25 protein-coding genes, 1 tRNA gene and 2 rRNA genes are annotated in these 24697 nt (G+C 59.1%); 2 read left to right on the top strand and 26 right to left on the bottom strand.

Going from position 1 to position 24697, the window contains the following annotated elements; all coding sequences use genetic code 11:
* Nucleotides 1-105: 105 nt before the first annotated feature.
* Both BLW50_RS25520 and BLW50_RS25515 read left to right on the top strand, forming a co-directional pair.
* On the top strand, nt 106-810 hold the full coding sequence (locus tag BLW50_RS25520; RefSeq protein WP_090707647.1) for a GntR family transcriptional regulator: 705 nt from the start codon (nt 106-108) through the stop codon (nt 808-810).
* 31 nt (nt 811-841) lie between these two features.
* Entirely contained in the window at nt 842-1747 is a 906-nt protein-coding gene (locus tag BLW50_RS25515) for an alpha/beta hydrolase (RefSeq protein ID WP_090707646.1), read from the top strand.
* Nucleotides 1748-1773: 26 nt separating this feature from the next.
* Here BLW50_RS25515 and BLW50_RS25510 read toward each other — a convergent pair whose 3' ends face one another.
* The 26 genes from BLW50_RS25510 to BLW50_RS25385 form a co-directional block, all read right to left on the bottom strand.
* Nucleotides 1774-2718: a LysR substrate-binding domain-containing protein gene (locus tag BLW50_RS25510; protein WP_210186130.1), complete on the bottom strand. Its 945-nt coding sequence runs from the start codon at nt 2716-2718 to the stop codon at nt 1774-1776.
* Between the two features lie 132 nt (nt 2719-2850).
* Nucleotides 2851-3822 carry a Bug family tripartite tricarboxylate transporter substrate binding protein gene (locus BLW50_RS25505; protein WP_090707644.1) on the bottom strand — a complete coding sequence of 324 codons (972 nt, stop codon included), beginning with the start codon at nt 3820-3822 and terminating at the stop codon, nt 2851-2853.
* A 160-nt stretch (nt 3823-3982) separates the two neighbouring features.
* Nucleotides 3983-4813, bottom strand: coding sequence for an SDR family NAD(P)-dependent oxidoreductase (locus tag BLW50_RS25500; RefSeq protein ID WP_090707643.1), 831 nt, complete (start codon nt 4811-4813; stop codon nt 3983-3985).
* Between the two features lie 12 nt (nt 4814-4825).
* On the bottom strand, nt 4826-5533 hold the full coding sequence (locus tag BLW50_RS25495) for an ABC transporter ATP-binding protein (RefSeq protein ID WP_090707642.1): 708 nt from the start codon (nt 5531-5533) through the stop codon (nt 4826-4828).
* Nucleotides 5526-6308: an ABC transporter ATP-binding protein gene (locus tag BLW50_RS25490; protein WP_090707641.1), complete on the bottom strand. Its 783-nt coding sequence runs from the start codon at nt 6306-6308 to the stop codon at nt 5526-5528. The genes BLW50_RS25495 and BLW50_RS25490 overlap by 8 nt, the downstream gene beginning before the upstream one ends.
* Nucleotides 6305-7288 (bottom strand): branched-chain amino acid ABC transporter permease, encoded by a 984-nt coding sequence (locus BLW50_RS25485; RefSeq protein WP_090707640.1) that lies wholly within the window; start codon nt 7286-7288, stop codon nt 6305-6307. The genes BLW50_RS25490 and BLW50_RS25485 overlap by 4 nt, the downstream gene beginning before the upstream one ends.
* 2 nt (nt 7289-7290) lie before the next feature.
* Nucleotides 7291-8169, bottom strand: coding sequence for a branched-chain amino acid ABC transporter permease (locus BLW50_RS25480; RefSeq protein WP_090707639.1), 879 nt, complete (start codon nt 8167-8169; stop codon nt 7291-7293).
* Between the two features lie 82 nt (nt 8170-8251).
* Nucleotides 8252-9424 carry an ABC transporter substrate-binding protein gene (locus BLW50_RS25475; protein WP_090707638.1) on the bottom strand — a complete coding sequence of 391 codons (1173 nt, stop codon included), beginning with the start codon at nt 9422-9424 and terminating at the stop codon, nt 8252-8254.
* Between the two features lie 71 nt (nt 9425-9495).
* Nucleotides 9496-10212, bottom strand: coding sequence for an FCD domain-containing protein (locus tag BLW50_RS25470; RefSeq protein WP_210186128.1), 717 nt, complete (start codon nt 10210-10212; stop codon nt 9496-9498).
* A 58-nt stretch (nt 10213-10270) separates the two neighbouring features.
* Entirely contained in the window at nt 10271-10732 is a 462-nt protein-coding gene (locus tag BLW50_RS25465; RefSeq protein WP_090707636.1) for an SRPBCC family protein, read from the bottom strand.
* Nucleotides 10733-10927: 195 nt separating this feature from the next.
* Nucleotides 10928-11962, bottom strand: a complete 1035-nt coding sequence (locus BLW50_RS25460) for a Bug family tripartite tricarboxylate transporter substrate binding protein (RefSeq protein WP_139267736.1) — start codon at nt 11960-11962, stop codon at nt 10928-10930.
* Nucleotides 11963-12013: 51 nt separating this feature from the next.
* Entirely contained in the window at nt 12014-12976 is a 963-nt protein-coding gene (locus BLW50_RS25455; protein ID WP_090707634.1) for an ABC transporter substrate-binding protein, read from the bottom strand.
* A 70-nt stretch (nt 12977-13046) separates the two neighbouring features.
* On the bottom strand, nt 13047-13883 hold the full coding sequence (locus BLW50_RS25450) for an MBL fold metallo-hydrolase (RefSeq protein ID WP_090707633.1): 837 nt from the start codon (nt 13881-13883) through the stop codon (nt 13047-13049).
* Between the two features lie 147 nt (nt 13884-14030).
* Complete coding sequence (locus BLW50_RS25445; RefSeq protein WP_090707632.1) at nt 14031-14591, bottom strand: thiamine pyrophosphate-dependent enzyme; 561 nt, start codon at nt 14589-14591, stop codon at nt 14031-14033.
* Nucleotides 14588-15151: a decarboxylase gene (locus BLW50_RS25440; protein ID WP_244544388.1), complete on the bottom strand. Its 564-nt coding sequence runs from the start codon at nt 15149-15151 to the stop codon at nt 14588-14590. The genes BLW50_RS25445 and BLW50_RS25440 overlap by 4 nt, the downstream gene beginning before the upstream one ends.
* A gap of 125 nt (nt 15152-15276) precedes the next feature.
* Nucleotides 15277-16188, bottom strand: a complete 912-nt coding sequence (locus BLW50_RS25435) for a LysR family transcriptional regulator (RefSeq protein ID WP_090707631.1) — start codon at nt 16186-16188, stop codon at nt 15277-15279.
* A gap of 212 nt (nt 16189-16400) precedes the next feature.
* Complete coding sequence (locus BLW50_RS25430; RefSeq protein WP_090707630.1) at nt 16401-17288, bottom strand: amidohydrolase family protein; 888 nt, start codon at nt 17286-17288, stop codon at nt 16401-16403.
* 27 nt (nt 17289-17315) lie between these two features.
* The gene (locus BLW50_RS25425; protein WP_090707629.1) at nt 17316-18386 is read right to left on the bottom strand and encodes a Bug family tripartite tricarboxylate transporter substrate binding protein; all 1071 of its coding nucleotides are present in this window, start codon (nt 18384-18386) and stop codon (nt 17316-17318) included.
* Nucleotides 18387-18545: 159 nt separating this feature from the next.
* Nucleotides 18546-19253 (bottom strand): monofunctional biosynthetic peptidoglycan transglycosylase, encoded by a 708-nt coding sequence (gene mtgA / locus BLW50_RS25420; protein ID WP_090707628.1) that lies wholly within the window; start codon nt 19251-19253, stop codon nt 18546-18548.
* A 490-nt stretch (nt 19254-19743) separates the two neighbouring features.
* On the bottom strand, nt 19744-20043 hold the full coding sequence (locus tag BLW50_RS25415; protein ID WP_090707627.1) for a hypothetical protein: 300 nt from the start codon (nt 20041-20043) through the stop codon (nt 19744-19746).
* Between the two features lie 60 nt (nt 20044-20103).
* Nucleotides 20104-20454 (bottom strand): hypothetical protein, encoded by a 351-nt coding sequence (locus tag BLW50_RS25410; RefSeq protein ID WP_090707626.1) that lies wholly within the window; start codon nt 20452-20454, stop codon nt 20104-20106.
* Nucleotides 20455-20711: 257 nt separating this feature from the next.
* Complete coding sequence (locus BLW50_RS25405; RefSeq protein ID WP_139267735.1) at nt 20712-20927, bottom strand: hypothetical protein; 216 nt, start codon at nt 20925-20927, stop codon at nt 20712-20714.
* A 97-nt stretch (nt 20928-21024) separates the two neighbouring features.
* Nucleotides 21025-21207, bottom strand: a complete 183-nt coding sequence (locus BLW50_RS25400) for a hypothetical protein (protein ID WP_090707624.1) — start codon at nt 21205-21207, stop codon at nt 21025-21027.
* 173 nt (nt 21208-21380) lie between these two features.
* Nucleotides 21381-21457, bottom strand: a tRNA-Met gene (locus BLW50_RS25395).
* A 114-nt stretch (nt 21458-21571) separates the two neighbouring features.
* Nucleotides 21572-21686: ribosomal RNA gene (gene rrf, locus BLW50_RS25390) — 5S ribosomal RNA — on the bottom strand.
* A gap of 102 nt (nt 21687-21788) precedes the next feature.
* Nucleotides 21789-24601, bottom strand: a 23S ribosomal RNA gene (locus BLW50_RS25385).
* Between the last annotated feature and the right edge of the window lie 96 nt (nt 24602-24697).

Genomic DNA, 24697 nt, shown 5'->3' with positions numbered 1-24697 from the left:
TCCATTGCAAAGTTGAGACGGATCGCCACATCTGACTCGCTTGGCTTTGTAGGGTGGTAGCGCTAGGCCTAGTCACACGATTTGGGTTTTCAGCGGGTATTGGTCATGGCTTCGGGCATCGGATCTTTCAAACGCCGCGTCGGCGAGGAACATTCGTCGCTGCACGGGCAAGTTATCTCAGAACTGCGCGAGGCCATCCTCACCGGACGGCTGAAGCCAGGCGAGCGGCTTGTCGAAGGCCGGCTTGCCGAAGAGCTCGGCGTCTCCCGCAATCCGGTGCGCGAAGCCATCCGGGCGCTTGCCACCGAAGGCCTTGTCGAAGTGACGGCCCGCCGGGGCGCCTCGGTCGCCTCCATCTCCGACCGCGAAGCGCGCGAGATGGTCGAGGTCCGCGCCCTTCTTGAAGGGCAGAACGCCCGCCTGGCCGCACGCCGCCAGGACAAGGAAACCATCAAGCGGATCGAGAGCATTTTGAACAAAGGCAACAAGGCCGTTGCCGCCGAGCAATACGATCAGCTCTTCGATCTGAACCAGCAGTTTCACACCGAACTGGCCAATGCCGGACAGAACCGCGTGCTCGGCGACATGTTGCAAAACCTGCGCGACCGCACGGCGACTCTGTTTGCACCGCGCGATCCCGGCCGCCAGGCCCGCTCCTGGAGTGAACATGCCGCCATTCTGCGGGCCATCGTCGCCGGCGATGAACGCGCCGCCGCCGAACTCGCCGCCGAACATGTCATCCGCGCCGGCACCGATTTCATGATCGGTCTCGACGGCATCGGCGACCAGCTGGCGACGACAGGATCCTGAAACTCCGAGCACAACTTTCAACGAGGCAATCATGACTGCGATAGCGGACGCCCGCACCAAGGGCCCTCTGGTTTGGGGCGATATGGATCAGCAGGCGCTCGATGCCGCCTATGACCAGGCCTGTTGGGCGCCCAATCAGCAGATCCTGGCCGATCGTCGCCAATCACTCAGCGCCGAAGCACGAGGGCTCATTCCGCCGCCACAGCGTGTCGCCTATGGCAGCGCCGAGATCGAAAAGATCGACATTTATAAAGCCGATGTCGCCAATGCGCCTGTGGCGATCTTCGTGCACGGTGGCGCCTGGCGCCGCGGCCGGGCCGCCGATTTCGCCGCACTGGCCGAAACGTTCACGCGCGCCGGCGCTCACCTTGCCGTGCTCGACTTCGACAATATCGATGAGCACCACGGCGATCTGCTCGCCATGGCAGAACAGGTGCGCCGCGCCGTTGCCTGGGTCGGCAAGAATGCCGCCAGCTTCGGCGGCGATCCCGATCATATCTATCTCACCGGCCACTCCTCCGGCGCTCATCTCGGCGGCTGCATGCTGACCACCGATTGGAACCGCTTCGGCCTGCCGCAGACTTTCATCAAGGGCGCGCTGCTGTGCAGCGGCATGTATGAGCTGGCGCCGGTGCGGCTCTCGAAGCGGTCCGAATATGTGAAGTTCACCGACGCCACCGAGAACGAACTGTCGGCGATGCGCCATCTCGACCGGCTCTCCTGCCCGGTAATACTGGTGTATGGCACCAATGAATCACCGGAATTCATCCGCCAGACAAAAGAGTTCGCCGCCGCCGTCAAAGCGACCGGCAAGCCGGTCGAGCTGATCGTAGCGCCTCACTACAATCACTTCGAAATCGCCGAGACGCTAGGCAATCCCTATGGCGTACTCGGCCGCGCCGCCTTGCGCCTGATGGGGCTCGGACCAAGCGCTTAACATCGCGCTTAAGAACTGCCCGCCAGTTAACGCGGCTTCCTGCGGCTAGCGGGTTTGCGCGCCGGCCTGGCCTGCGTAAAGCGCACCGCCTCCTGCCGCACCAGATCAAGAAAGCGTTGAACCGCAACGGTTGGATAAGCATCGATCCACAAGAGGCCTAGCGGCCCAAGCCGGGCATGCGACAAGACCAGCGGCAGAATTGCGAGCGACTTTGTCTTGGTGTGATAGAGAGCCAGCTGCCGAGAGACGAAACTGAGCATATCCGTTGTCTGCAGCAAACGTTCGATAGCGAGAAACGAGGAAGATTCGATCGTTGTCGGCGGCAAGGACAGACCCATCGTTCCCAGTTCCGCATCCAACAGCTGGCGCATCGGCGTCTCGGGCAGCGGCACAATCCAGGGAAAGGCGAGCGCATCTCGCCACGTCATATTTCGCTTACCCAGCAGAGGATGTTTGGCACGAGCGATAACGCACACCGGCTCGTCGTAGAGGGCTTCCGTAAAAATCTCGGCCGACAGCACCTTGCCTTGCAATCGACCAACAATACAATCCAACTCCCGGCGCTCCAGAAGCGGCAACAGATTGTCGAGCGTATCTTCGAACAGTGAAATACGGACATCCGGGCTCGTCTGGCGATAGGCCGCAATCACCTTCGGAATCAGCTCCGCGGCGGCCGAACGCAGCAGTCCAACACGGACACACCCCGACTGGCCGGATCGAAACGTCTGCAGCTCGTCGCCCATGCGAGCCGTGTCGCCCAGCACCCGTCGCGCGTATTGCAACACGACTTCGCCATAGGAGGTCGGCTTAAGGCGGCGCCCACGTTCGAACAGCGGCGCGCCAATGTCCTCCTCGAGTTCACGCAGCCATTTGGAAAGCGCTGGCTGCGTGACATGGAGAAGCGTCGCGGTCGCTCTCTGGCTCCCCGTTTCCACAAGGGTGACGAACACCTCAAGATGGCGGATCTTCAACCGCCGCATCCAAGTCGGTTCGGTTCCAGCCGTCTGCCGCACTACGGCGATATCCCAGAGAGGAAATTTAAAATCACATGCCGAAGCTTATCGTTTCCCGCTCGCTGATCAAGAGAACTTCAAGCTAAACTCTCAGTCGCTCGGCTTGAAGCCAGAGGCCTTGATCGGCCCGCGCCAGAACTCGAAATCTCTCTGTTGGATCGCAGCCAACTCCGCACCCGGGCGACCGGACGGCGTGAGGCCGAGCCGCAACATCAAATCCCGGCCTTCCGGCTTCCTCACCGTGTCGGCCACAACCGCAGCAACTTGATCGACAATGGCCTGAGGCGTCTTGGCCGGCGCGTACATGCCATACCAACCTTCGGCGACGATGTCGTAGCCTTGCTCCTTGTAAGTCGGCACGTCCGGCATGCCGGTTGTTCGCTTGCTGCCTGTCGTCGCCAGAACCCGCAGACTGCCGCTCTTGTGCAACTCCATCACATCCGATGCCGATGTCGAGGCCAGAGCAATCTGCCCCGCCACGAGATCAGCGAGCGCGGGCGCAGGACCACGGAACGGCACATGACGCAATTCGACCTTCGCCGCCTGGGCGAAGAGAATGGCGGAAAAATGCGGAATCGAACCGCTCGCTGGTGAACCGAAGGCAGCCTTGTCTGGATTTTGACGCAGCCACATCACCAATTCTTCGAGGTTGCGCGCCTTCGTCATCGGCCCTGTCGAAAGGGCGAAATCGAAAACGCAGGCTTGGGCGATAGGCGCCAGATCAACAAGAGGATTGTAAGGCAGATTGTCGTAAACGGTCGGATGCAGGGCAATCGCGGCAAAAGGCGTGAAGAGAAAGGTGCGCCCATCCGGCCGCGCATCAACGACGGAGCGGACACCTATGCGTCCATCTGCGCCAACGCGATTCTCGACAATCACCGGCTCATTGAAGGCTACTCTGAGCTGCTCGGCGAGAAAGCGCGCGATAGTATCGGCCCCGCCACCAGCCGCGTAAGGATACACCACCTTGATGACGTTTGACTGAGCCAGCGCTGGCTTCGCCAACCCACTCGCTGATACGGCCATTCCACCGGCGATCAGCGCCCTTCTGCTCAGCCCCATTTCTACCCCTCCCTCTGCCTTACGGAGCGGAAGCGATCGATCCTGGCAGGAGCAGCCATCATACCGGCGCGGGCTATATCCCCTAGAAACTAAAAATTTAAAGTCGATAATATTTTTATGATCGCTCAATCTTCGAAGAATTGAGATCTGACGCCCGCCATCACGGCAGATAGCGGCCACCGTTGATATGCAGGGTCTGACCGGTGACGAAGCGCGCGCCTGAGCCAAGCAGGAAAAAGATCGGCGCGACGATGTCGTCGGGCACAGCGATCCGCTTCAGGGGAATAGCGTCCCGCATCGCCTGCCCGCGCTCGGGGCTGCCGAACCAATCGGTCACGGAAGCCGAAGCCTCCGCCGCACCACTGCCGGTTCCGCCCGCCAGAAACGGCGTCAGTACCAGACCCGGCGCCACCACATTGACGCGAACGGCTGGAGCCAATTCCTTGGCGAGAACCTTGGCGAAGGCGATCAGCCCCGCCTTGGAGGCGCTGTAAGCGGCAAAGCCAGGCTCGACATTCACGGCGAGGCCGGAGGAAATGAAAACGATCGAACCTGCAAACGGCTGCAGAATGGGCGCGGCCGCCTTTGCCGCCAGGAAAGCACCGCGCAGATTGACGTCCTGCGTCCTGTCCCATTGCTCGGCCGAATGGGCCAAGGCCGCCATCGGCCGCTCGCCAATGCCGCTGACATAGACAAGCCCATCGATTTGGGAAAAACGTTCGGTGATCTTTGTGAAGGCCGTCGCGATCGAGGTTGGATCGAGGACATCGACGGGGAGCGACCACACCTTTCCCGGAAGCGGACGCTCGGCGATCGCCGCCGCCGTATCCAGTCCCACAACATCGGCGCCCAGCGCCAAGGCATTTTGGCACAAGGCCGAACCAATGCCGCCATTGCTGCCGACAACGACGAGACGAAATCCCTGTTGCAACGACAGACGACCGAAATCAATCGGCTGCGGATTTTCAGCACTGCGGGAATGATCCGTCATCACCAAAACTCCTTACAGATGACTTTGCGCCGTCAAGCCCATCAGCGCCGTCAGCGCTTGCTCGTCGGCAGCCAAATCGGCGCTCGCGCCGCTATGAACGATCTGACCGCGGTCCATGATGATGCAACGGTCGGACAGGTTGAGGGCGATATCGGCGCGCTGCTCCACGAGGACAATGGCGAGATTGCCGCTCGTCGCCAGCGATTTGATAGCGTCGACCAACTGCTCGACGACGATCGGCGCCAAGCCCTCCGAGGGCTCGTCCATCAGCAACAGCTTCGGGTTGGCACTCAAGGCGCGGGCGATCGACAGCATCTGCTGTTCTCCGCCAGACAGTTTGCCGGCCGGATTGTTGATCCGCCGCCCCAGGGAGGGAAACAATTCCAAGATGCGCTTCTCGCTCCAAAAGCCCTTGCGGGCCGCCACGAGAATGTTCTCGCGCACTGACAGGCTCGGAAACACCTCACGCGCCTGCGGCACATAGCCAATCCCGGCCTGGGCACGCTGATGGATCGAGCGCGCGGACAGGTCTTCGCCATCGAGCACGATGGAGCCGGAACGGCGGTTGGCTCGCCCCACCAGCAGTTCGAACAAGGTCGACTTGCCGACGCCATTGCGCCCCAGAATGGCGAGGCTGATCGAACGCGGCACGCTCAGCGACAGATTTTCAACGATGGTGGTCTGTCCCCAGCCACCGGTGAGTGCGGCCACTTCAAGCATCGGTTTTCCCGGATTCAAAACGTTGCTGCCCGGACTTGCCGAGATAAACCGAACGGACCTTTTCCGATGCCATCACCGTGTCGGGCGAGCCGCTGGCGATCACCTCGCCTTCGGCCAGCACGGTCATCGTGCGGGCGAAACGTTGCACGATCTGCATGTCATGTTCGATCAGCAGGATTGTAATGTCATCGCCGAGTTGATCGATGGCGTTGATCAACAACGGCACTTCGACGCTCGGCACGCCGGCCGCCGGTTCATCGAGAAGCAGCACGCTGGGCTCCAGCGCCAGAGCAATCCCCAGCTCAACCAGCCTTTGCCGTCCGTAAGCAATGGTGGCGACGGGGCGACCGGCATCTGGGAGCAGCCCAAGCCGATCGAGAATGCCATTCACCTGCTCGATCACCTGTTTCTGCCCAGAGGTCCGGCGCAGCATCCGCCGGCTCACGCCATCAGCCTCGCTACACGCCAGGAACACGTTCTGAAACACGCTCAAATGCGGGAAGAGGCTGTTCACCTGGAAGGTGCGCACGAGCCCCAGCTTAACTCTTTGCGCGGCGGAGATCGTTGTGATGTCGCGGCCGAACAGTTCAATGGTTCCGGAGTCGGCTGAAATAGCGCCCGACATCAATCCAACCAATGTGGTCTTGCCGGCGCCATTCGGGCCGATCAAGGCGTGGCGCGCGCCGCGTGGCAATTCGAGATCGACATGACGCGTCACGGCGATGCCACCATAGTTTTTGCAGAGCGACCGGACGGTGAGAGCTGGCGCTGTCATGCTTCCTTGCGCCTCCCTGTGATCAGGCTCGAAATGCGCTCAACAATGCCGATCACGCCATTCTGACCCAGTAGAACAACGATCACCAGAAAGGCGCCGATGACAAACATCCAGTGATAGGGATTCCAATCGGAGGCAAGATTGCGCAGCACGATGTAAAGCGCGCCGCCGACTAGACCACCATAGATACTGCCGACACCGCCGAGCACCAGCATGACCAGCGCATTGATCGAGAGATCGACGGAGAGAACATCGAGGCCGACGAAGCCGGTGGCCTGCGCCGAGAGCGCCCCGGCGATACCTGCGATAAAGGCGCTGATCATATAGACGCGGACAAGATGGCGCGTGACCGGCGCGCCGATCAAATGCATGCGCAGCGGGTTTTCGCGAATGCCCTGCAGGGCCAGGCCAAAAGGCGAGGCAACGAGAGAGCGCGTCAGCAGGAATAGAACGAACAGCCACGCCAGCGTGTAGAAATAGGCGGTCTGGCCATAGATCGACCAGCGAAATAGACCCAGGACCGGTTGGTACTTGAGATCACCAAGGCCATTCTCCCCGCCGGTAAGCCAGCCGAGTTTATTGGCGGCTTCGAACATGACCGCGCCGAGCGCCAAAGTAACCATCATGAGCGGCAAGCCGGTCAGGCGCAGCAGCAATGGCCCAATCGCGAAGGCGAGCACGGCGGCGGCGGCGCCTCCCAGAAAGGTGGCGCTGATCGGCTCCTGATATCCCGCCAGGGAGAGCAGCGCCGTCACGTAAGCGCCGAGACCGAAGAAGGCCGCATGACCAAGCGTGACGATCCCGGCGAAGCTCAAAATCAACCCGAGCGACATGGCGAACAACGCCATGATGAGCACATGGGTGGCGAAGGAGAGACTGGTCGGGAACAGAAAGAAAGCGGCGATCGGGCAGAGCCAGAATAGAATCTCCAGCAGCCCAAACCGGTTGCGTTCCGCGACATTGTAGAAGGCACGATCCATGGTCACGTCTTTCTCCGCAGCGGACTGCCTTCGATCTGGGCCAGGAGATAAAGGATCACGAAGATGTAGATGATGAAGGCCCCATAGGTCGGGAAGAAGTAGCGGCCGGCCGTATCGACAACGCCGACCGCGATCGAGACGGCCGCCGCGCTGCGCATATTGCCGAAGCCCGACAGAGCCACCACGATCATGATGATGATGAGATATTTGAACGGATAGAGCGGCTCCAAGGGCAACATGCCATAGCCGACAGCGCCGCCCAGGGCGGCAAGGCCGCTGCCTAATGCGAAAGCGATGGTGAACAGTCGCGAGACGTCGATGCCCGCCGCTTGCGCCATCGACGGATTGTCGACGGCGGCACGCAGGCTGGCGCCAAACATCGTCCAATTGAACAGGACCCACAGCGCCGCGACGACGACGAGGCCGACGGCGACCACGAACAGCCGATACATCTGGACGTCACGTCCCAGCATCGCAACCGTGCCCGACAGCGACGGCGGCAGTTGCGAGGGCACCACATTGGGGCCGAACAGGAAATTCAGCGAGGCCACGGTGATGAAGGCCAGACCGATCGTCAGCAACACCTGATCGAGTTCGGATTTGCGATAGATCTGTCGATAGATCCCACGTTCGATGATCAGGCTCAGCGCTGCCACGATCAAGGTCGCGACAATGGCGGCCTGGTAGAAATTCAGCTGATAGGAAGACACCAGTGCGGTGCAGACATAGCCGCCAATCGCCGCGAAAGCGCCATGGGCGAGATTGATGACGCGCATCAGGCCCATGGTGATGACCAACCCAACCGAGATCAGGAAGATCACCATCCCATAGGAGACGCCATAGATGGCGATGAAGGTCAGCGACGAAACGAAATAATCCATCGTGCCTTCCGGTCATCAAGGGATGGAATGAAACGCATCAAAAAGAATGGGCGATGCCCGCGCGAGGCACCGCCCAATCACATTACAGCTTAGGAACGCCGACTTTTTCGTAGGTCTTGACCAGGACATTGGTCAGCTTGCCGTCGACCTTCTGCACCTGCCGCACATAGATATTGTGGATCATCTCGCGGGTTTCCGGATCGATCTGCTTGGGGCCGCTCGGGCTGTTCCAGGCATAGCCCTTCACCGCAGTCATCGCCGCTTCGGGATCGAACTTGCCCTTCTGCACCTCGACCATGCGATAGATCAGGCTGATGCCGTCATAGGGCGAGACGTTGTTGACGCCGATCGCATGATTGGCCCCGAACTTCTCTGTCATGACCTTTTTGAGCGCGACGTTCTCTGGGTTCGTGAGGCCGCCCGCATAGAAAATCGCGGTGTAAACGCCGACGATATTGTCATTGTAGGACGGCAGATCCGGATCATCGGTCTCGGCGATGCCAATGATCATCGCCGATTTGGTCACACCACGCGCCGCCAGCGCGTTGAAAAAGCCAATCGCCGGCGCGCCATTGGGCAGGAAGGTGGCGACGATATCCGGCTTGGCATTGGCGATGCGCTCGGCAAAGGCGGCAAAATCAACGGTGTTGAGGGGAATGCGATCAACCGCGACAACTTCGCCACCGCGCTCCTTGAAACGCTTGACGAAAGCCTCCTGCACATCATGCCCCGGCGCATAGTCAGCCACCGCGACATAGGCGCGCTTCTTGCCATTGTCGGCGGCGAAGTCGGCCTGGATGATGGCGGGCTGCCACAGGTTCTGGCCGGCGCGGACAAACCATGGCGACATCTTCAGCAACGGCGGCGAAGCGGCCACCGAGAGAACCGACGGCGTCTTGGTTTCATTGATCACCGGCGCCACGGCCGCTGCTTCCGGCGACAGGAAGAAACCGGTGAGGATCGACACGCCGTCTTTGACGATCAGCTGTTCGGCCAGGCTTTTCGCCAGCGCCGGGTTCGACCCGCCGATGTCCTTATAGACGAACTCGATGTTCTGGCTGCCAGCCTTGGTGCCGTGCTGGGCCACGTAGGAATCGATCGACTCGCGCAGCTGCTTTCCAGCCAGCGCATAGGGGCCGGTGAACTGGCCGATCACCCCGACTTTAACCGTCTGCGCCGAAGCGCCAGAAAAAGACGCCAGCGCGCCCAGCGCCGCAAAGGCACCCCCAATGAGGTGCTTCTTGAAATGCCACATGCCGTCCTCCCTCTCGTCGTTCCCTATTTTATGCAGAAAATATCATTTCATGCAATCATAGCTCGTCTAACTCACCCGTCGCCCCTCTGAAGGTCGATCACATTGCGGGTGGTCAAGGTCAGATGCTCTTTCAGGAGCGCCACCGCGAGCTCGGCCTGGCGGCCGATGGCGGCCTCCATCAACCGGCGATGTTCGTCCTGGGTGTTGCGCGGCTTGATGCGATTGCGCGCGGAAAAGCGCCTATAGCGTTCGGCTTGATCGAACAGGCTCGAGCAGGTGGCGATCAGCCGGACCGAGCCGGCAGCCGACACCAAAGCCATGTGAAAGCCTTTGTGGCGCAAGGTCCATTCCTCGTTCCAATGCGCCTCTTCGCGGGCAATCTTTTCCTCGATCCGCTCCAGCTGATGATGGGCAGCGACGACACGCCCTTCCCATTCGTCGGTGCCGGCAGCAATGGACTGAGCGAAGGCAGCAGGCTCCGCCACCAGGCGAAAATTGGTGATGTCTTGAAGGTCGGACTGCGACATGGCGGCGGCGCGAAAGCCACGGTGATCATCGGCCGTCACCAGCCCTTCGGCGACCAAGCGGTTCAGCGCCTCACGCAGAGGACTGCTCGAGAACGAATATTCTTTCTGCAAAACCTCGATGCGCAGCTTCTCGCCGGGCGCGATTTCGCCGCGCAGAATCTGATGCCGGAGAATGCGAAAAGCCTGCTCTGACAGCGGCGGCGCTTTATCGCCCCGTTCAGCCGAAGGATTTCGGACCATATCAGAGTCAACCGTGCTCATTCTCTGCGCTCTTGCTCGCTCATCCATCCGCAGCCATCGAAAAATGCCGAAGCCAGCGCTAAACTACGCCCTCTCTGACCCGCCGCCGGGTCTCGGCGATCGTCGCGGTAATGGCTTCCACATAGCTCGCCTTCACCTCATCGCCACGACGGCTCTCCTCGCTTGATCCGGCTGCCACTCCCGGAAACGTCAAAGCGAAGAGGAAGGTGAGCAGCAGGCCATGTTCGGATTCACTCATGATATTGGCGATCCAGCCGCCGTCGGCAGGATCGATGCGCTGGAAATGCACCTGCACATTCGGCGTAAACACGATGCGTTCGCGCATCACCGTGCCACGCAGATGAATCTCGCGGATAAAACCATCCTCAAAACGCTCGATGATCCGGCAGTCGTCCATGGCCGGCACGAAGGGCACCGCATATTCCGCCTTCTGGACGAGCCCTTTCCACATCTGCTCTCGGCTGATGATGACGGGCTCCCCCGGCGGGTTGACGTCGAAAGTTGCGGCGATCGTGTACATGGGCCCTGCCTCTGTCGCGCGTCATCCTGTACGCACAAAAATTATTTTTATGCATGAAATGGCAACAGTCAAGGGGGCAGCCATCCACGCCCCTCGAAAAGGGACGGAAACGCGATCCAAAGGGGATGGGCGAACAGCGCCGGCCGCCGGCGCCCTTCAGGCGCCTTTTACAGCCCGGTTTGGACTGTTCGGCGCCTAGTCAGCGCCGCCGATGACCTCCTGCAGCCGATCGCCGATCCGCCTCGGCGTGGCGACAATGTCGGCGACGATCTTCTGCAGCTTTTCACCGGACACGGACTCGATTTCGAGGTTTTCCTTCTTGGCGCTGTCCAGAAAGACGGAATCGACGACCATCCGCTCGAAAGCCTCGCGCAGCGCCTTCACCCGCTCGCCCGGCACCGCCGGCGTCGTAAAGATCGGCCGGCCGATCGTCGTCGAGGCGGAAAGCAGTTTCAGCACGGCGCGGTCGTCGTCGTTTTTGGCCAGGTCCATCAGCAACGGCACATCCGGCAGATCGTGCGCCTTCGTCAGCCCGATCTGAACAAGGATGTTGATCTTCTTGTCGCGCAGCCAATCGGCCCGCGTCGCCTTCCAGGCGCCCCAGGCGTTCGAACCGCGCCCCGCGACTTCGCCGCGCTCCATCGCCAGGCTGACATCATTGCCGCCCGGATAGCCAACGATGATCTTAAACTTCGTGCCGAGCAGCGCATTCATCGCCTTTGGATATTGCGACGATGTCGTCCCGCCGGTTGCACCCAGCGGCACCGAGATGCGCTTGGCATCGTCAACCGTCTTCACCGGGCTGGTGTGCCAAGTGACCGTCGTGTTGTTGTCCGCACTCGGATTGCCAATGTAGATCAGCTCGCGCGCATCCACCCGCAATTGCTTGTCGCCCATCGCCTGTTCGACCGAAAGCGATTGATCGGCGGTGGCCAGCACCGTGCCGTCACGCGGCGCCACGCTATAGACCCAGGACACCGCCGTGCGGCTGCCGGCGCCCGGCATGTTGCGCGGCACGATCAACGGATTGCCGGGCAGATAATTGCCCAGATGGCGCGCCACCAGCCGGGCATAGAGATCATAGGTGCCGCCGGGCGAATAGCCGACGATCATGTCGATCCTCTTGCCACGATAAAAATCCTCCGCGCTCTGTTGCGCGAGAGCCGCCACGGCCAGCCCCTGAAACAGGCCGACCATAGGAACGACAACAATCAGGCTTCTGCTTTTCATGTTTCCTTCCCCCGCCGGCTTTGACCGGTCCGCCGACACGAGAATTCAACATCAATCCCGTGGCGGGAGCTGAACGAAATCCTTGATCTGCGCCGCGTTCAGCGGGGCCGGCAGATAACGGAATTCCACCGCGCTTTTCATGGCGCCTTCGAGGTCGGAAACCTTATCCGGATTGATCCCGTCCTTGGTGACGAAGTCCTTCATCGTCAGCCGCGCGATTTCTACGGGAATCGACGCCCAATCCGCATAGGCCTCAACGCCTTGCGGCGTCGCATACATCCAATCGACCGTCTCGCGATATGCCGCCATATAGCGCTTCACCGCGTCGGCACGCGCATGAAGAAACGATGCATTGGCGATGATCACGCGCGATGTCTGATGCGCCAGAATCGGAACATCCGAAGCGCGCCACACCGCGCGGATCTTGCCTGCTTCCAACGCCTCCACGCCGAAGGGCGCACCCGACCAGCCGACATCGATCTGCCCGCTCATCACCTGCGTATAGGTTGCCGCTCCCGATCCGGTTGCCGTGGGCATGAAGGCAACGCCAAGATATTTCTGCATCTGCAACACCACATTGTGGCCGGAAGACCCAGTGGTGGAATAAGCGACAGTCTTTCCCGCCGCATCTTTCGGTTCGCGGATCGGCGAGTCCGCCCGCACATACCAGAACAAGTTTGAATCGCCAGTGTAGCTGGCGCCGATCACCCGAAGAGGCGCGCCCTTGGCATAGGCGCCCAGCGCACCAAGCACGCCGACGCCAATGCCGATATCGGCGCTGCCGGAAATCACCGCCTGTTGCGTTTCGCCCGTGCCAGCGGTGTAGAGGATGTCGAGTTCGAGCCCATGCTTCTTGAAGATCCCGACCTTCTGGCCAGCTTCCGACACCGCCGATTCGCCAAGCCCCTTGCCGCCGATGGCGATCTTGAGTTTAGCAAGCGTCTGTCCAGCCGCGATATCGCAAGCGAGCAAACTCACCATCGCCCCAGCGATGGGTCCGATCAAACGCATCATTACCCTCTCCCTTTGGGTACAGGCACTGTGGACGTTGGCCTGCTTCCCGAATGCGAACGGCGTGAAGCCGCTAAATCGAAGACGCCCGCGCTGGCACGAAGCGATAACCCGCACCGTCGCGAACGATGGTGCCGATCCCTGGCGGACTCACATGAACACCGGCGATGATCGAACCTTGCGTGGCGATCAGATCGAGCAGCCGCATACGGGTGTCTCTGGCGAGATCGGGATCGAGATCATATTTCACCGCCGTCTCCGGCAGCGGAAACTGGATCGACGAAAAGTGGACGACATCGCCCCAGGCCATCAAATCCTGCGCCCCGGTTTCGATGCGCCAACAGGTGTGACCTGGCGTATGCCCCGGCGCCAGAATGGGCGAGCAGCCGAGAAAGCTTTCGCCATCCCGCATCAATCGAATGCGATCGAGATAAGGCTTCACATCCGCCTGGTTGCGGGCGCGTCGCCGCTTGACGTGATCGCTTTCCGCCGCGCCGGCCTCGCCCATCCAGAAGGCGAATTCCTTTTCATGCAGCAGCAGCGCTGCATTCGGGAAGACCGCATTCAGCTCATCATCGATAAGCCCGTCGGCGTGATCGGGATGCAGATGGGTAAGGATGATGTGAGTGATGCTTTCAGGCGGATATCCGGCCTCGCGCAATTCCGCCGGCAAACGGCCGAGCGTTGCCTGCATCTTGGTGCCCGATCCCCCATCAATGAGGATGCGGGCGCCTTCGCGTTCGAAAACAAAATTATTGACCGGGATGGTCAGCACATCATCCGCCGGCGCGTCGGAAATGCGTCGGGCAATCCCGCGTTCCAGCCCGATCACATAGTCGAGGGAACTTCTCAGCATCCCATCACTGATGCAGACGATCTCGATATCGCCGATCTTATATCTGAGGGCCATATCGCATCATCTCACATCATGGTCACAGAACGCGGAAACCCGGCTCACTATAGTAGGGAGTGACGGCGCCAGTCTAGGATCGGTCTATCACGGAGGGAGGGTTAGACCGATGAAGACTGGCGCCGCCGCGCGACGCGCGCGCGCGCTTTACTGCGCCAAAGCCTCCCTGAGCGCCGCCCGGCGTTCATGACGGTACATGTCCTTATAGCTGCGCGGCCCCAGCGGCCCTTGCTCGATCTTGACGCAGCCAAACAGAAGATTGTCCGCCGAGAGGACCGCATCGATCCGGCTCTCGAAATCCTTCAAGGTGAACACCGTGAATGTATCGCGGATGCCGGCGGCGCGCGCATGCGCTTCGAAATCCACACCCTGATTGGGAATCGGATGACCGCCGTTCGCCTCATAGGTGCCGTTCTGGAATACCAGATGGGTGAGATTGCGTGGCGCCACCTGGGCGATCGTCACCAGCGTACCGAGATTCATCAACAGCGAGCCGTCGCCATCGAGCACGATAACACGGCGTTCCGGGCGCGCCAGCGCCAGGCCGAGGCCGTGCGATGAGGCAAGTCCCATGGCACCGGATGAGAAGTAGTTGAGAGGACGGTCGACGATATCGAGCCAATCGGTCGCCGAACTATAGGTCGCCACAACGATCTGATCGGTGACCTTGCCGGCCAGCACTTGAAGAGCTTGTTTACGGTTGATCATTTTGCCTCCGGACGCCCGCCGAGAAGGATGGCCTGCGGCCGTGAATCACGCCATGCGGCCTCGATAAGTCCCGAAATTTTCGGTACGTCATCTTCGGTCTCGATGGTCGTGTGTTGAATGCCCATCGCATCGAGAATCGGCTCGACGAGACGCAGGCCAAATTTCTTCGCTTCCATGGCCGGCACGCCAGGCTCCTTGCCGAGCATGCCGACCATGAAGCACATCGGCAGTTTCTGTTCGACCGCGACGCCGCGAACGGCATTCACCGCGTAAAGGAAGCCTGTGTATTGCACCAGAATCAAGGAGCGGAGGTTGCCATAGGTGAGACCGGCCGCAATGCCGAAGCACTCGTCCTCCTTACACACCCGCACCAATTTCAGGTCGGGGTCCGCGGCGATGGGGTGCAACAATCCAACAGACGTGTGCTGGTCGGGGACCGAGAGCACATATTGAACATTGGCTTTCTTCACTTGCGCGATGATGCTTGATCCACGCGGCAGCGCCAGTGTGACACTGGGCTCACGCAGGGGCAGCACCTTATCCGTGCCCGACGCAGTCATGCAGTTATCCTCCCAAGAACCTCTTGATTTGATATTCAGTGTTCTGGGCCATCATGCATCGCCGAGGCCAAGCCGTACTAGTCACTTGATGTCTTCGCCTCATAACTCGAGGTTATGATCTATGCTCAATGAGCGGCAACAGCGTGAGTCCCGCACATGTCCTGGGCGATTTGGACAAAGGATTTGATGGCGGGCGACATCTGTTCGCCCGAGCGTCGGATGATGCCGATCGGGCGCTGCATTAATGGCGAGGGAATTTCCATCGCCCGCAGTACACCGCGTTTCACCTCGCGCTCGATGCCGAGATTCGCGATGACGCTGATATAGTCGCTCGTCGAAACCACGGCTTTGAGCACGGCCGGGTCACGGCATTCCATCTGCGCCACGGGCACCGGCAGTCCCAGCTGTTCGAAATAGAGCCGCAGACGATGCTGGTTCCATGTGTTGCTGTCCGCGAACACCCATTTCTGATCGAGCAGGTCTTCCGGCCGGAGATTGGCTTTCTCGCTAAGTGGATGATCGGCGCGCATCGCCAGCACCAGCTTATCGTCGAACAGCCATTCGCGCTCCAAACCTTCGTTCGGAAATTCGTTGTACATCATGGCGATGACCACATCGAAATGCCCGTCCAGCAAGTCCAGGAACAAATCCTTGTTCTGCGAGACGATCCGCACATGCAGCTTCGGCCGTTCCCGCGCCAGCCGCACAAGCAGCCGCGGCAGAAGCTCTGTCGCGATCTGCGGCGGCGCTGCGACCGTGATAAGGCCCTCGGTCCCATTACGCAGGGAGGCGATGCGGCTTTGTGCTTCCGCCATGCCGACGCAGGCGGCTTTCGCATACCCCTGCAGGCTCTGCGCATAAAACGTCGGCTTCATGCCGCGGCTGACGCGCTCGAACAGCTTAACGCCCAGATGCTCCTCAAGCCGCTGAATGCTCTTCGTCAAAGCCGGCTGTGAAATATTCAGACGCTGCGCCGCCTTGCCCAGGCTGCCCTCCTCGATGACAGCCAGCATATTTCTGAGATGCCTAAGATCCATTGTGGCTCCGCTCCCTAAAACAAATTGCGTTTTGAAACGCACCTTTGCCCTTGGTTTTGTTTTGACGCGTCTTTGTTTGGCGTTTCCGCCAAATCCAACGCTATGGGCGAAGCCAGATTACCATAACCAATTTGAATGTGATTTGGAAAAATCCAAACTTGATAGAATGGGAGCAGTTCCAGGCCGCATCGTCCGCGATCTAGATCTAGAGCTCAGAACCCAAACAGCTTCGTCGGATTGGTCACCAGCACCCGCTCAATCGCCTCATTGTCTGGCAGATAGCGCAGCAGCAGGCGCACCAGATCCCCGTCATCAGGCATGGGCCCGCCCAAAGACCCCACATGCGGCCAGTCGCTGCCCCAGATGCACCGATCGGGCACAGTCTCATAAAGCAGCCGCCCGACCTCGACGGCATCATCCCAAGGATAGCCGCGCGCCGAGAGACGATGACCATTGGACAACATCACCCAGCGATCCTTTTGTTCGAGGGTCGAACGCAGCAGCTTCAAACCGGCTTCATGAATGGCGCCGCCCTGATTCAGATGGCCCATATGGTCGATGACGACAGGAACTTCGCATCGCCTGATCTCATCAGCGATCTCGGCTAGCTCGCTCGGACCACCAAAGATCTTGATGAACCAGCCCAGATCCTGAACTCTGCGGACCGATCGCCGGAACATATCGAGGCTCGGAACAAGCCCAAGCCGCGGCTGAAAATTGAAACGCGCGGCGCGCACGCCCGCCGCGTCGAGGCGCTTCAGCTCATCATCCGTCACGCTATCATCGATGATGGCGACGCCACGTGCCCGCGCCGGCGTCAATTTCGCCAAGGAGTCGAGCAGCAAGGCATGGTCGGTCGTGTAGACGGTCGCTTGCACGAGCACGAGACGATCCAGAGCAACCTGTTCGTGCATGCGGAGGGCATCGGACAATTCGGCGACCGGCGCATCATACAACGGCCTGTTATGCCGGATCGGATAGGCGGAGCGGTCCTGCGCATAGACATGCAGCTGACAGTCGCAACTGCCACGCGGCAGCTGCGGTGCCCGATCGGCAAGTTCCCCCTCTGCGCCAGGCGCGCGGATGGCATGTTCGTTCATATGACTCTCCGAAATCCCAGCTTTAGCCTATTTGACCCGCGCGACATGGGCCGTTTCAGCCAGGATCGCCTTGGTCTTCTCAATGACGCTCTTGGGCGTCGCGAACAGCTCCGCAATCAGGCGCTGCACGTCCTCACCGCTCGAAGGCGTCAGCTTGATATCGGACTTCACCGCCTCAGCCAGAAGATCGGGATCGCGCATCGTCTCGTCGAAGGCTTGGCGCAGCGCTTTCACGCGGTCGCTCGGCACATCCGGCGTGGTCGCGAACGGTCGGCCATAGGAATTGTCCATCGACATGAACCGCAGGATCATCTTGTCTTCCTCATTGCTGGCGAGATCGGCCAACAACGGAACACCAGGTAGTTCCGGGCTCGCTTCCCGGCGCACCTGGACGAGAATGTTGATCTTCTTGTCCGCCAGCCAGTCAGGCTTCGTGCTTGCCCAGGCCGACCAGGCCTGGCAGGCGCGCGCGCTCACTTCACCGCGCTCCATCGCCAGGTTGACTTCATTGCCACCTGGATAACCGGAGATGATCTTGAACTTGGTGCCGAGCACCGCATTCATCAGCAACGGATAGTAGACACAGTTGGTGAATGTGCCCGGCGCGCCGACAGTCACCTCGCGGTCCTTCAGATCCGCGAAGGATTTCACCCCCGAAGCCGCCCACGACACGATGGTGTTGGATTCATCGCTCGTATTGCCGATCCAGATGAATTTGCTGGCGTCGAATTGCACGCCCTGGCCACCGAGCAATTGATGCGTCGGCATGCTCTGCATGACCGCGTGCAGAACAGTGCCGTCGCGCGGCGCGATGTTGTAGAGCCAGTTCGCCGCCTGCAAGCCCACGGCGCCCGGCATATTGCGCGGCAGGATCGTCGGATGGCCGGGAATATACTTGCCCATATAACGCGAGATCAGGCGGGCGCGCGCATCGACATCGCCACCGACGCTGGCCGGCACGAGCATGGTCACGACCTTGCCCGCATAGAAATCCGAAACCGGGTCCGCCGAAGCCGCAGGCGGCAGGACGAATTGCGGCAGGACGAATGCCAGAGCGCTCGCGGCGAGCAAGCTTAACCGTGTCCGAAACGGCTGCATTGTAACTTCCCTCCCAAATCCGAGAGCTGAACGCTCTTCGGGCTCTGGCGGCGACATCCCTCTCCAACCAGGCGCAGCGATTCTAGCCGCTTTTCAACACACCGGCCCAATATGAAAATGTCGAAAAGGCATAGGGAATGGTTATGCCGGCGAACGTCGCTACTTTACGCAGGCCGCATAGCTACCGGCCTGGGCGATCCGCCGTTCGATCACTGAGGCAAGCCGATTGAGGAGGCCACTTGGCCGCGCCGGGGTGCGCACGATCGGGTTAGGCAGCGCCACCGCCAGCAGCGCCGCCTGACGGCGCGTCAGTTCGCTGGCGGAGCGGCCGAAGTGATGCCGCGCGGCAGCCTCGGCGCCATAGATGCCCGGCCCCCATTCGACAATGTTGAGATAGATCTCGAGCAGCCGCTTCTTCGACAGCACCGCATCGAGCCACAACGCCAATGGCGCCTCCAGCGCTTTGCGGACGAAAGAGCGACCGGGCCAGAGAAAGAGATTCTTCGCCGTCTGCATGGGGATCGTCGAAGCGCCACGGGTCGTCCCGCCGTCCAACGTCTTATCGACCACCGTCTTCAGCCCGGCAAAGTCGATGCCGTGATGAGCGCAGAACTGTCCATCCTCGGACATGATGACGGCGGTGCGCAGCACCGGCGCGATATCATCGATATCAACCCATCGCCGATCGTACCCCCCTGTAACCAGGTCCGCGAGCATCAACGTCGAAACAGGCCGCACCTGCGGGATGGCGTAGAGAAGCGTCAAAGCGAGCGGCAGCAGCGCCAAGGCCAGGAGAACGAACAGCAGCCGCCGGAACCAGAACCTGAGGCCGCCGCGTCGTCTCACTCCACGACCGCGTGCTGGCATCTCGGCTTCCGCCTCACTCTACCTGTGAAGCCGCGCGTGCTGCGCGCTTCCACGTTCCTATCAACCCGCCACAAAGACAGCAGCAAAACGATACCGATAAAGGAAGATATCGGATCATCTCCTTCAAACGCAATTTTCAGCAGAAGACGATACATCCACGATGTGGACCAACTTAGCATAACCGATTGATCGCTAACAGATAATATAGGGTTGGCTTCCATGCGAGCAAAGAGCCGAGATGAGCAAGTTTGATCGGGACGTCACCCTGAACGCTGTTCGGCCGTCGGAAGTCGAGGCCTGATGAGCTGACGGCGATGAGTGACATGCCACCAGCGAGCCCAATCGATTACCCCTCGGCCACGTCATGCAGGCGCGCTTAGAGCCTCTCACCGCGCAAATCCCAAAGGAAGGCTTCAAACAAACGGCGCTCGAGATGAAAACCGTTCATCAACGAGCGCCGTAAGTTCCATAGCTGTTTAGTTCGGCTTCGCTATGCGACATCGCTCAGGGGGACAACGACTTCCGTGACCTCTCGCTCATGCGGCGCCAAGCTGGTGCGACTTTCATCAGTCCACGTCGCAAGCTTGATCACTCGTCCTGTCAGAGCGCCATCATCACCAGGCTCGACTGGCTCCGCTGGCTCGACGATATTGAGACCACTTTGATTGAGGAAGAAGGTATGGTCGCCGAACAGACTGACCAGACGCTCGTTGACTGGATGATCATCAGGCACAACTTGTGCGTCGAGATGACTCATGGCTTGATCAACATTTGCAGATGCTAGTTTCATTGGATGCTCCTTGGATTGCCCCCAAGGCCCACGACGTTCAAATAATTGGGAAGCGCGACCTCACGTCGATTTGGTAATCAACGTCAGCGTTCCCTCATCATCAAGACTGGCAACGACAACTTGCGATGAACTCAAGCCCTTCGCTTTCAAGGCCTGCGCAGCCGCCGGGATTGAATCAATTGATTGATGCAGCTTCTGTAAATCGTCCTGCTGCATCGTTGCGATGACCGTATCGACTTGATTTTGAGAATTGGTCGGAAGGTCTTTGAACTCAACAATCTGAACCTTCTTAAATCGCTGGGGCGCAGACGTATCTGACGCAGCGGATCCCTCGGAGCGGCTTTGTGGAACTTGCGATTGCGCCTGAGCTGACGCTGCAAAGGCCAGGACTGAGAGCGCTGTGAGTGTCATCAGTATTCGCATTGTGCGTCCTTTCTATCAGGCGCGGCTCGTCATAGGTCCGCGAGTACGCACAGTTGGACGATCAAAACCGGCCATCTTCTGTTCATCATGTGGTCATTCCATGCAGTTGACGCGACCAAAGTGCGAAGTCGCGGAACCACTCGAGCATCGAAGGAACCGGATCAGTCATCTGCCACTTCGATGGAACGCTCAACAGATTCAAACATTATCATCAGGGTTGCGCGAGTAGACGCGCACCACGCAACTTAGAAGTTCACGATCTTATCGATGAGATCATCGCCGATGGCGCAATGGCAGAAATGACCATGTCGCCAAACGCCTCTTCGCGCGAACAAACGGCGGCGTCTTATCGCATAGGGAACGATCACAGCAACCGGTGATTGACCCTGCAAAAGCAACGCAAGGAGAAATGCAATGATCCGCAGGATAATGACGGCTGCTGCATTCGCGACATCAATCATCAGCATGTCCGCTTATGCGCAGGCACCAGCACCAAGCAACACGAGACCCGCCGACGCCACAACGGATCAAGGAACACGACCTGGCGCACAAGCACCATCAGGAGCGCCCGGCGTCGGCGTGGATCGGCAGGATCGCCGCGAGCAGCGCACCGACGATCAGAAACGCAACACCACCGACCAAGGCGCGAGTGGCACTACACAGCAAGCACCGCCGGGCGCCCCCGACGTAACCACGCGTCAGGACCAACGCGAACAGCGAACCAATGATCGAAAGCAGCAAAGCAGCGATCCGGGAACGGCCGGAAGCAGACCAATGCGGTAACTCAACACGCAATGACTGTGTGGACGAGTAACGCCATCGCCTACAGTTCAAGCAAGGCCGCAGGGATCGCGGAAGCTTCGTCGCCTCCAAACGAAAAAAGCCCCTCGTCTGGAGACGAGGGGCTTTAAATTTGGTTGCGGGGACAGGATTTGAACCTGTGACCTTCAGGTTATGAGCCTGACGAGCTACCGGGCTGCTCCACCCCGCGCCAACCGGAAGACTGCGGCTTCATTAGATTGTCGCAGCCTAAAAAGCAACGACGGCCTTCGAGAGAAAGCCGTCGCGAACTTTCATAATAAAGAGGATATTCCGCTTTTTGCAGGCCTGGCAACGACCTACTCTCCCAGGTCTTGAGACATAGTACCATTGGCGCGGGAGCGTTTGACGGCCGAGTTCGGGATGGGATCGGGTCTGGTCACTCCGCAAAAGTCACCAGGCCGGCGAAAAGCGGACAGAAGCAAAACTGGGTTTTTATCGCAGGCCAAACTCACATCCCTGAAGGGACATGAGTCGACCTAGATGGATATCGACTAATGAGAGTGTTTAAGCCAATCGAGCTATTAGTACCGGTAAGCTACATGCATTGCTGCACTTCCACACCCGGCCTATCAACGTGGTCGTCTTCCACGGCTCTCGAGGGAGAACTCGTTTTGAGGTGGGTTTCCCGCTTAGATGCATTCAGCGGTTATCCCGTCCGTACATAGCTACGCTGCACTGCGGCTGGCGCCACAACAGCTCCACCAGAGGTACGTTCACCCCGGTCCTCTCGTACTAGGGGCAAATCCTCTCAATTCTCCTACACCCACGGCAGATAGGGACCAAACTGTCTCACGACGTTTTGAACCCAGCTCACGTACCACTTTAATCGGCGAACAGCCGAACCCTTGGGACCTTCTCCAGCCCCAGGATGTGATGAGCCGACATCGAGGTGCCAAACACTGCCGTCGATATGGACTCTTGGGCAGTATCAGCCTGTTATCCCCGGCGTACCTTTTATCCGTTGAGCGATGGCCCACCCACTCGGGACCACCGGATCACTATGACCGACTTTCGTCTCTGCTCGACTTGTTTGTCTCGCAGTCAGGCTGGCTTATGCCATTGCACTCAACGACCGATTTCCGACCGGTCTGAGCCAACCATCGCGCGCCTCCGTTACTCTTTGGGAGGCGACCGCCCCAGTCAAACTGCCCACCATGCGCTGTCCCGGCTCCGGATGACGGAGCGCGGTTAGATATCCATGTCAATAAGGGTGGTATTTCAAGGGTGACTCCACATGAGCTGGCGCCCACGCTTCAAAGTCTACCACCTATCCTACACATGCTAACACGAATACCAGTGCAAAGTTGCAGTAAAGGTGCACGGGGTCTTTCCGTCTGACCGCAGGAACCCCGCATCTTCACGGGGAATTCAATTTCACTGAGCTGATGTTGGAGACAGCGGGGAAGTCATTACGCCATTCGTGCAGGTCGGAACTTACCCGACAAGGAATTTCGCTACCTTAGGACCGTTATAGTTACGGCCGCCGTTTACCGGGGCTTCGATTCAAGGCGTGAACCTCTCCTCTTAACCTTCCGGCACCGGGCAGGCGTCAGACCCTATACGTCATCTTACGATTTCGCAGAGCCCTGTGTTTTTGTTAAACAGTTGCCACCCCCTGGTCTGTGCCCCCCCGACCTGGTTGCCCAAGCCGAGAGCCTCCTTCTTCCGAAGTTACGGAGGTAAATTGCCGAGTTCCTTCAACATCATTCTCTCAAGCGCCTTGGTATACTCTACCAGTCCACCTGTGTCGGTTTGGGGTACGGTCTAATGTGGGGGCTATTTCCTGGGACCGCCAGGTTGCACAAGAAATCCAATAATCCCGTACAACTTTCGCAATCCGTCACCACCCACTGGCCCACGAATATTAACGTGGTTCCCATCGACTACGCCTTTCGGCCTCGCCTTAGGGACCGGCTAACCCTGCGAAGATTAACTTTACGCAGGAACCCTTGGACTTTCGGCGACACTGTCTTTCACAGTGTTTGTCGTTACTCATGTCAGCATTCGCACTTCCAATACCTCCAGGATGCCTCACGGCTGTCCCTTCGACGGCTTATGGAACGCTCCGCTACCGCGCATTGCTGCGCCCAAAGCTTCGGCTCGTGGCTTGAGCCCCGGTACATCTTCGGCGCGGAAACCCTTATTTAGACCAGTGAGCTGTTACGCTTTCTTTAAAGGATGGCTGCTTCTAAGCCAACCTCCTGGTTGTTTTGGGATTTCCACATCCTTTCCCACTTAGCCACGAATTAGGGGCCTTAGCTGTTGGTCTGGGTTGTTTCCCTCTCCACAATGGACGTTAGCACCCACTGTGTGACTCCTGCGCATTACTTCCAGGTATTCGGAGTTTGGTTAGGTTTGGTAAGGCTGTGAACCCCCCTAGCCCATCCAGTGCTCTACCCCCTGGAGTATTCACGCAAGGCTATACCTAAATATATTTCGCGGAGAACCAGCTATTTCCGAGTTTGGTTGGCCTTTCACCCCTAATCACAAGTCATCGGAGCCTTTTTCAACAGGCACCCGTTCGGTCCTCCAGTAAGTGTTACCTTACCTTCAACCTGCTCATGACTAGATCACCCGGTTTCGGGTCTAATCCGACGAACTGAACGCCCTGTTCAGACTCGCTTTCGCTGCGCCTACACCTACCGGCTTAAGCTTGCTCGTCAGATTAAGTCGCTGACCCATAATACAAAAGGTACGCCGTCACCCAGGACGAACCTTGGGCTCCGACTGTTTGTAGGTATCCGGTTTCAGGAACTATTTCACTCCCCTCGTCGGGGTGCTTTTCACCTTTCCCTCACGGTACTTGTTCGCTATCGGTCGCTAAGGAGTACTTAGGCTTGGAGAGTGGTCTCCCCATGTTCAGACAGGATTACACGTGTCCCGCCCTACTCAAGTCCTCAGTATTTCGAAATCCATACGGGGCTATCACCCACTAAGGCCCGGTTTTCCAACCGATTCTGATTAAAAATACTGAGGCACTGGCCTGGTCCGCGTTCGCTCGCCACTACTAACGGAGTCTCGTTGATGTCCTTTCCTCCAGGTACTTAGATGTTTCAGTTCCCTGGGTTTGCTTTTGTACCCTATGTATTCAGGCACAAATACCTTCTTTTGATATCTGTAAGTCCAAAACCATCAGGCTTTGTTTCCAAAGCCGAAGGCTTCGGAATTACAGATATCGAAGGTGGGTTTCCCCATTCGGAAATCCGCGGATCAAAGGTTGTTCGCACCTCCCCACGGCTTATCGCAGCGTACCACGTCCTTCATCGCCTCTTAGCGCCAAGGCATCCACCGGATACCCTTATTACACTTAATCACTCTCATTATCGCTATCCACCTCTCGTGGTCCCTCGGCAAAGGGCCACGCGGTCGCTGGAGGGTGTCCAGCAGGATGCGATAGAAAAGACCAGTT

Source organism: Beijerinckia sp. 28-YEA-48, assembly GCF_900104955.1.
In the GTDB taxonomy this organism is placed as follows: Bacteria; Pseudomonadota; Alphaproteobacteria; order Rhizobiales; family Beijerinckiaceae; genus Terripilifer.
This window is presented reverse-complemented; position numbering and strand designations above follow the sequence as displayed.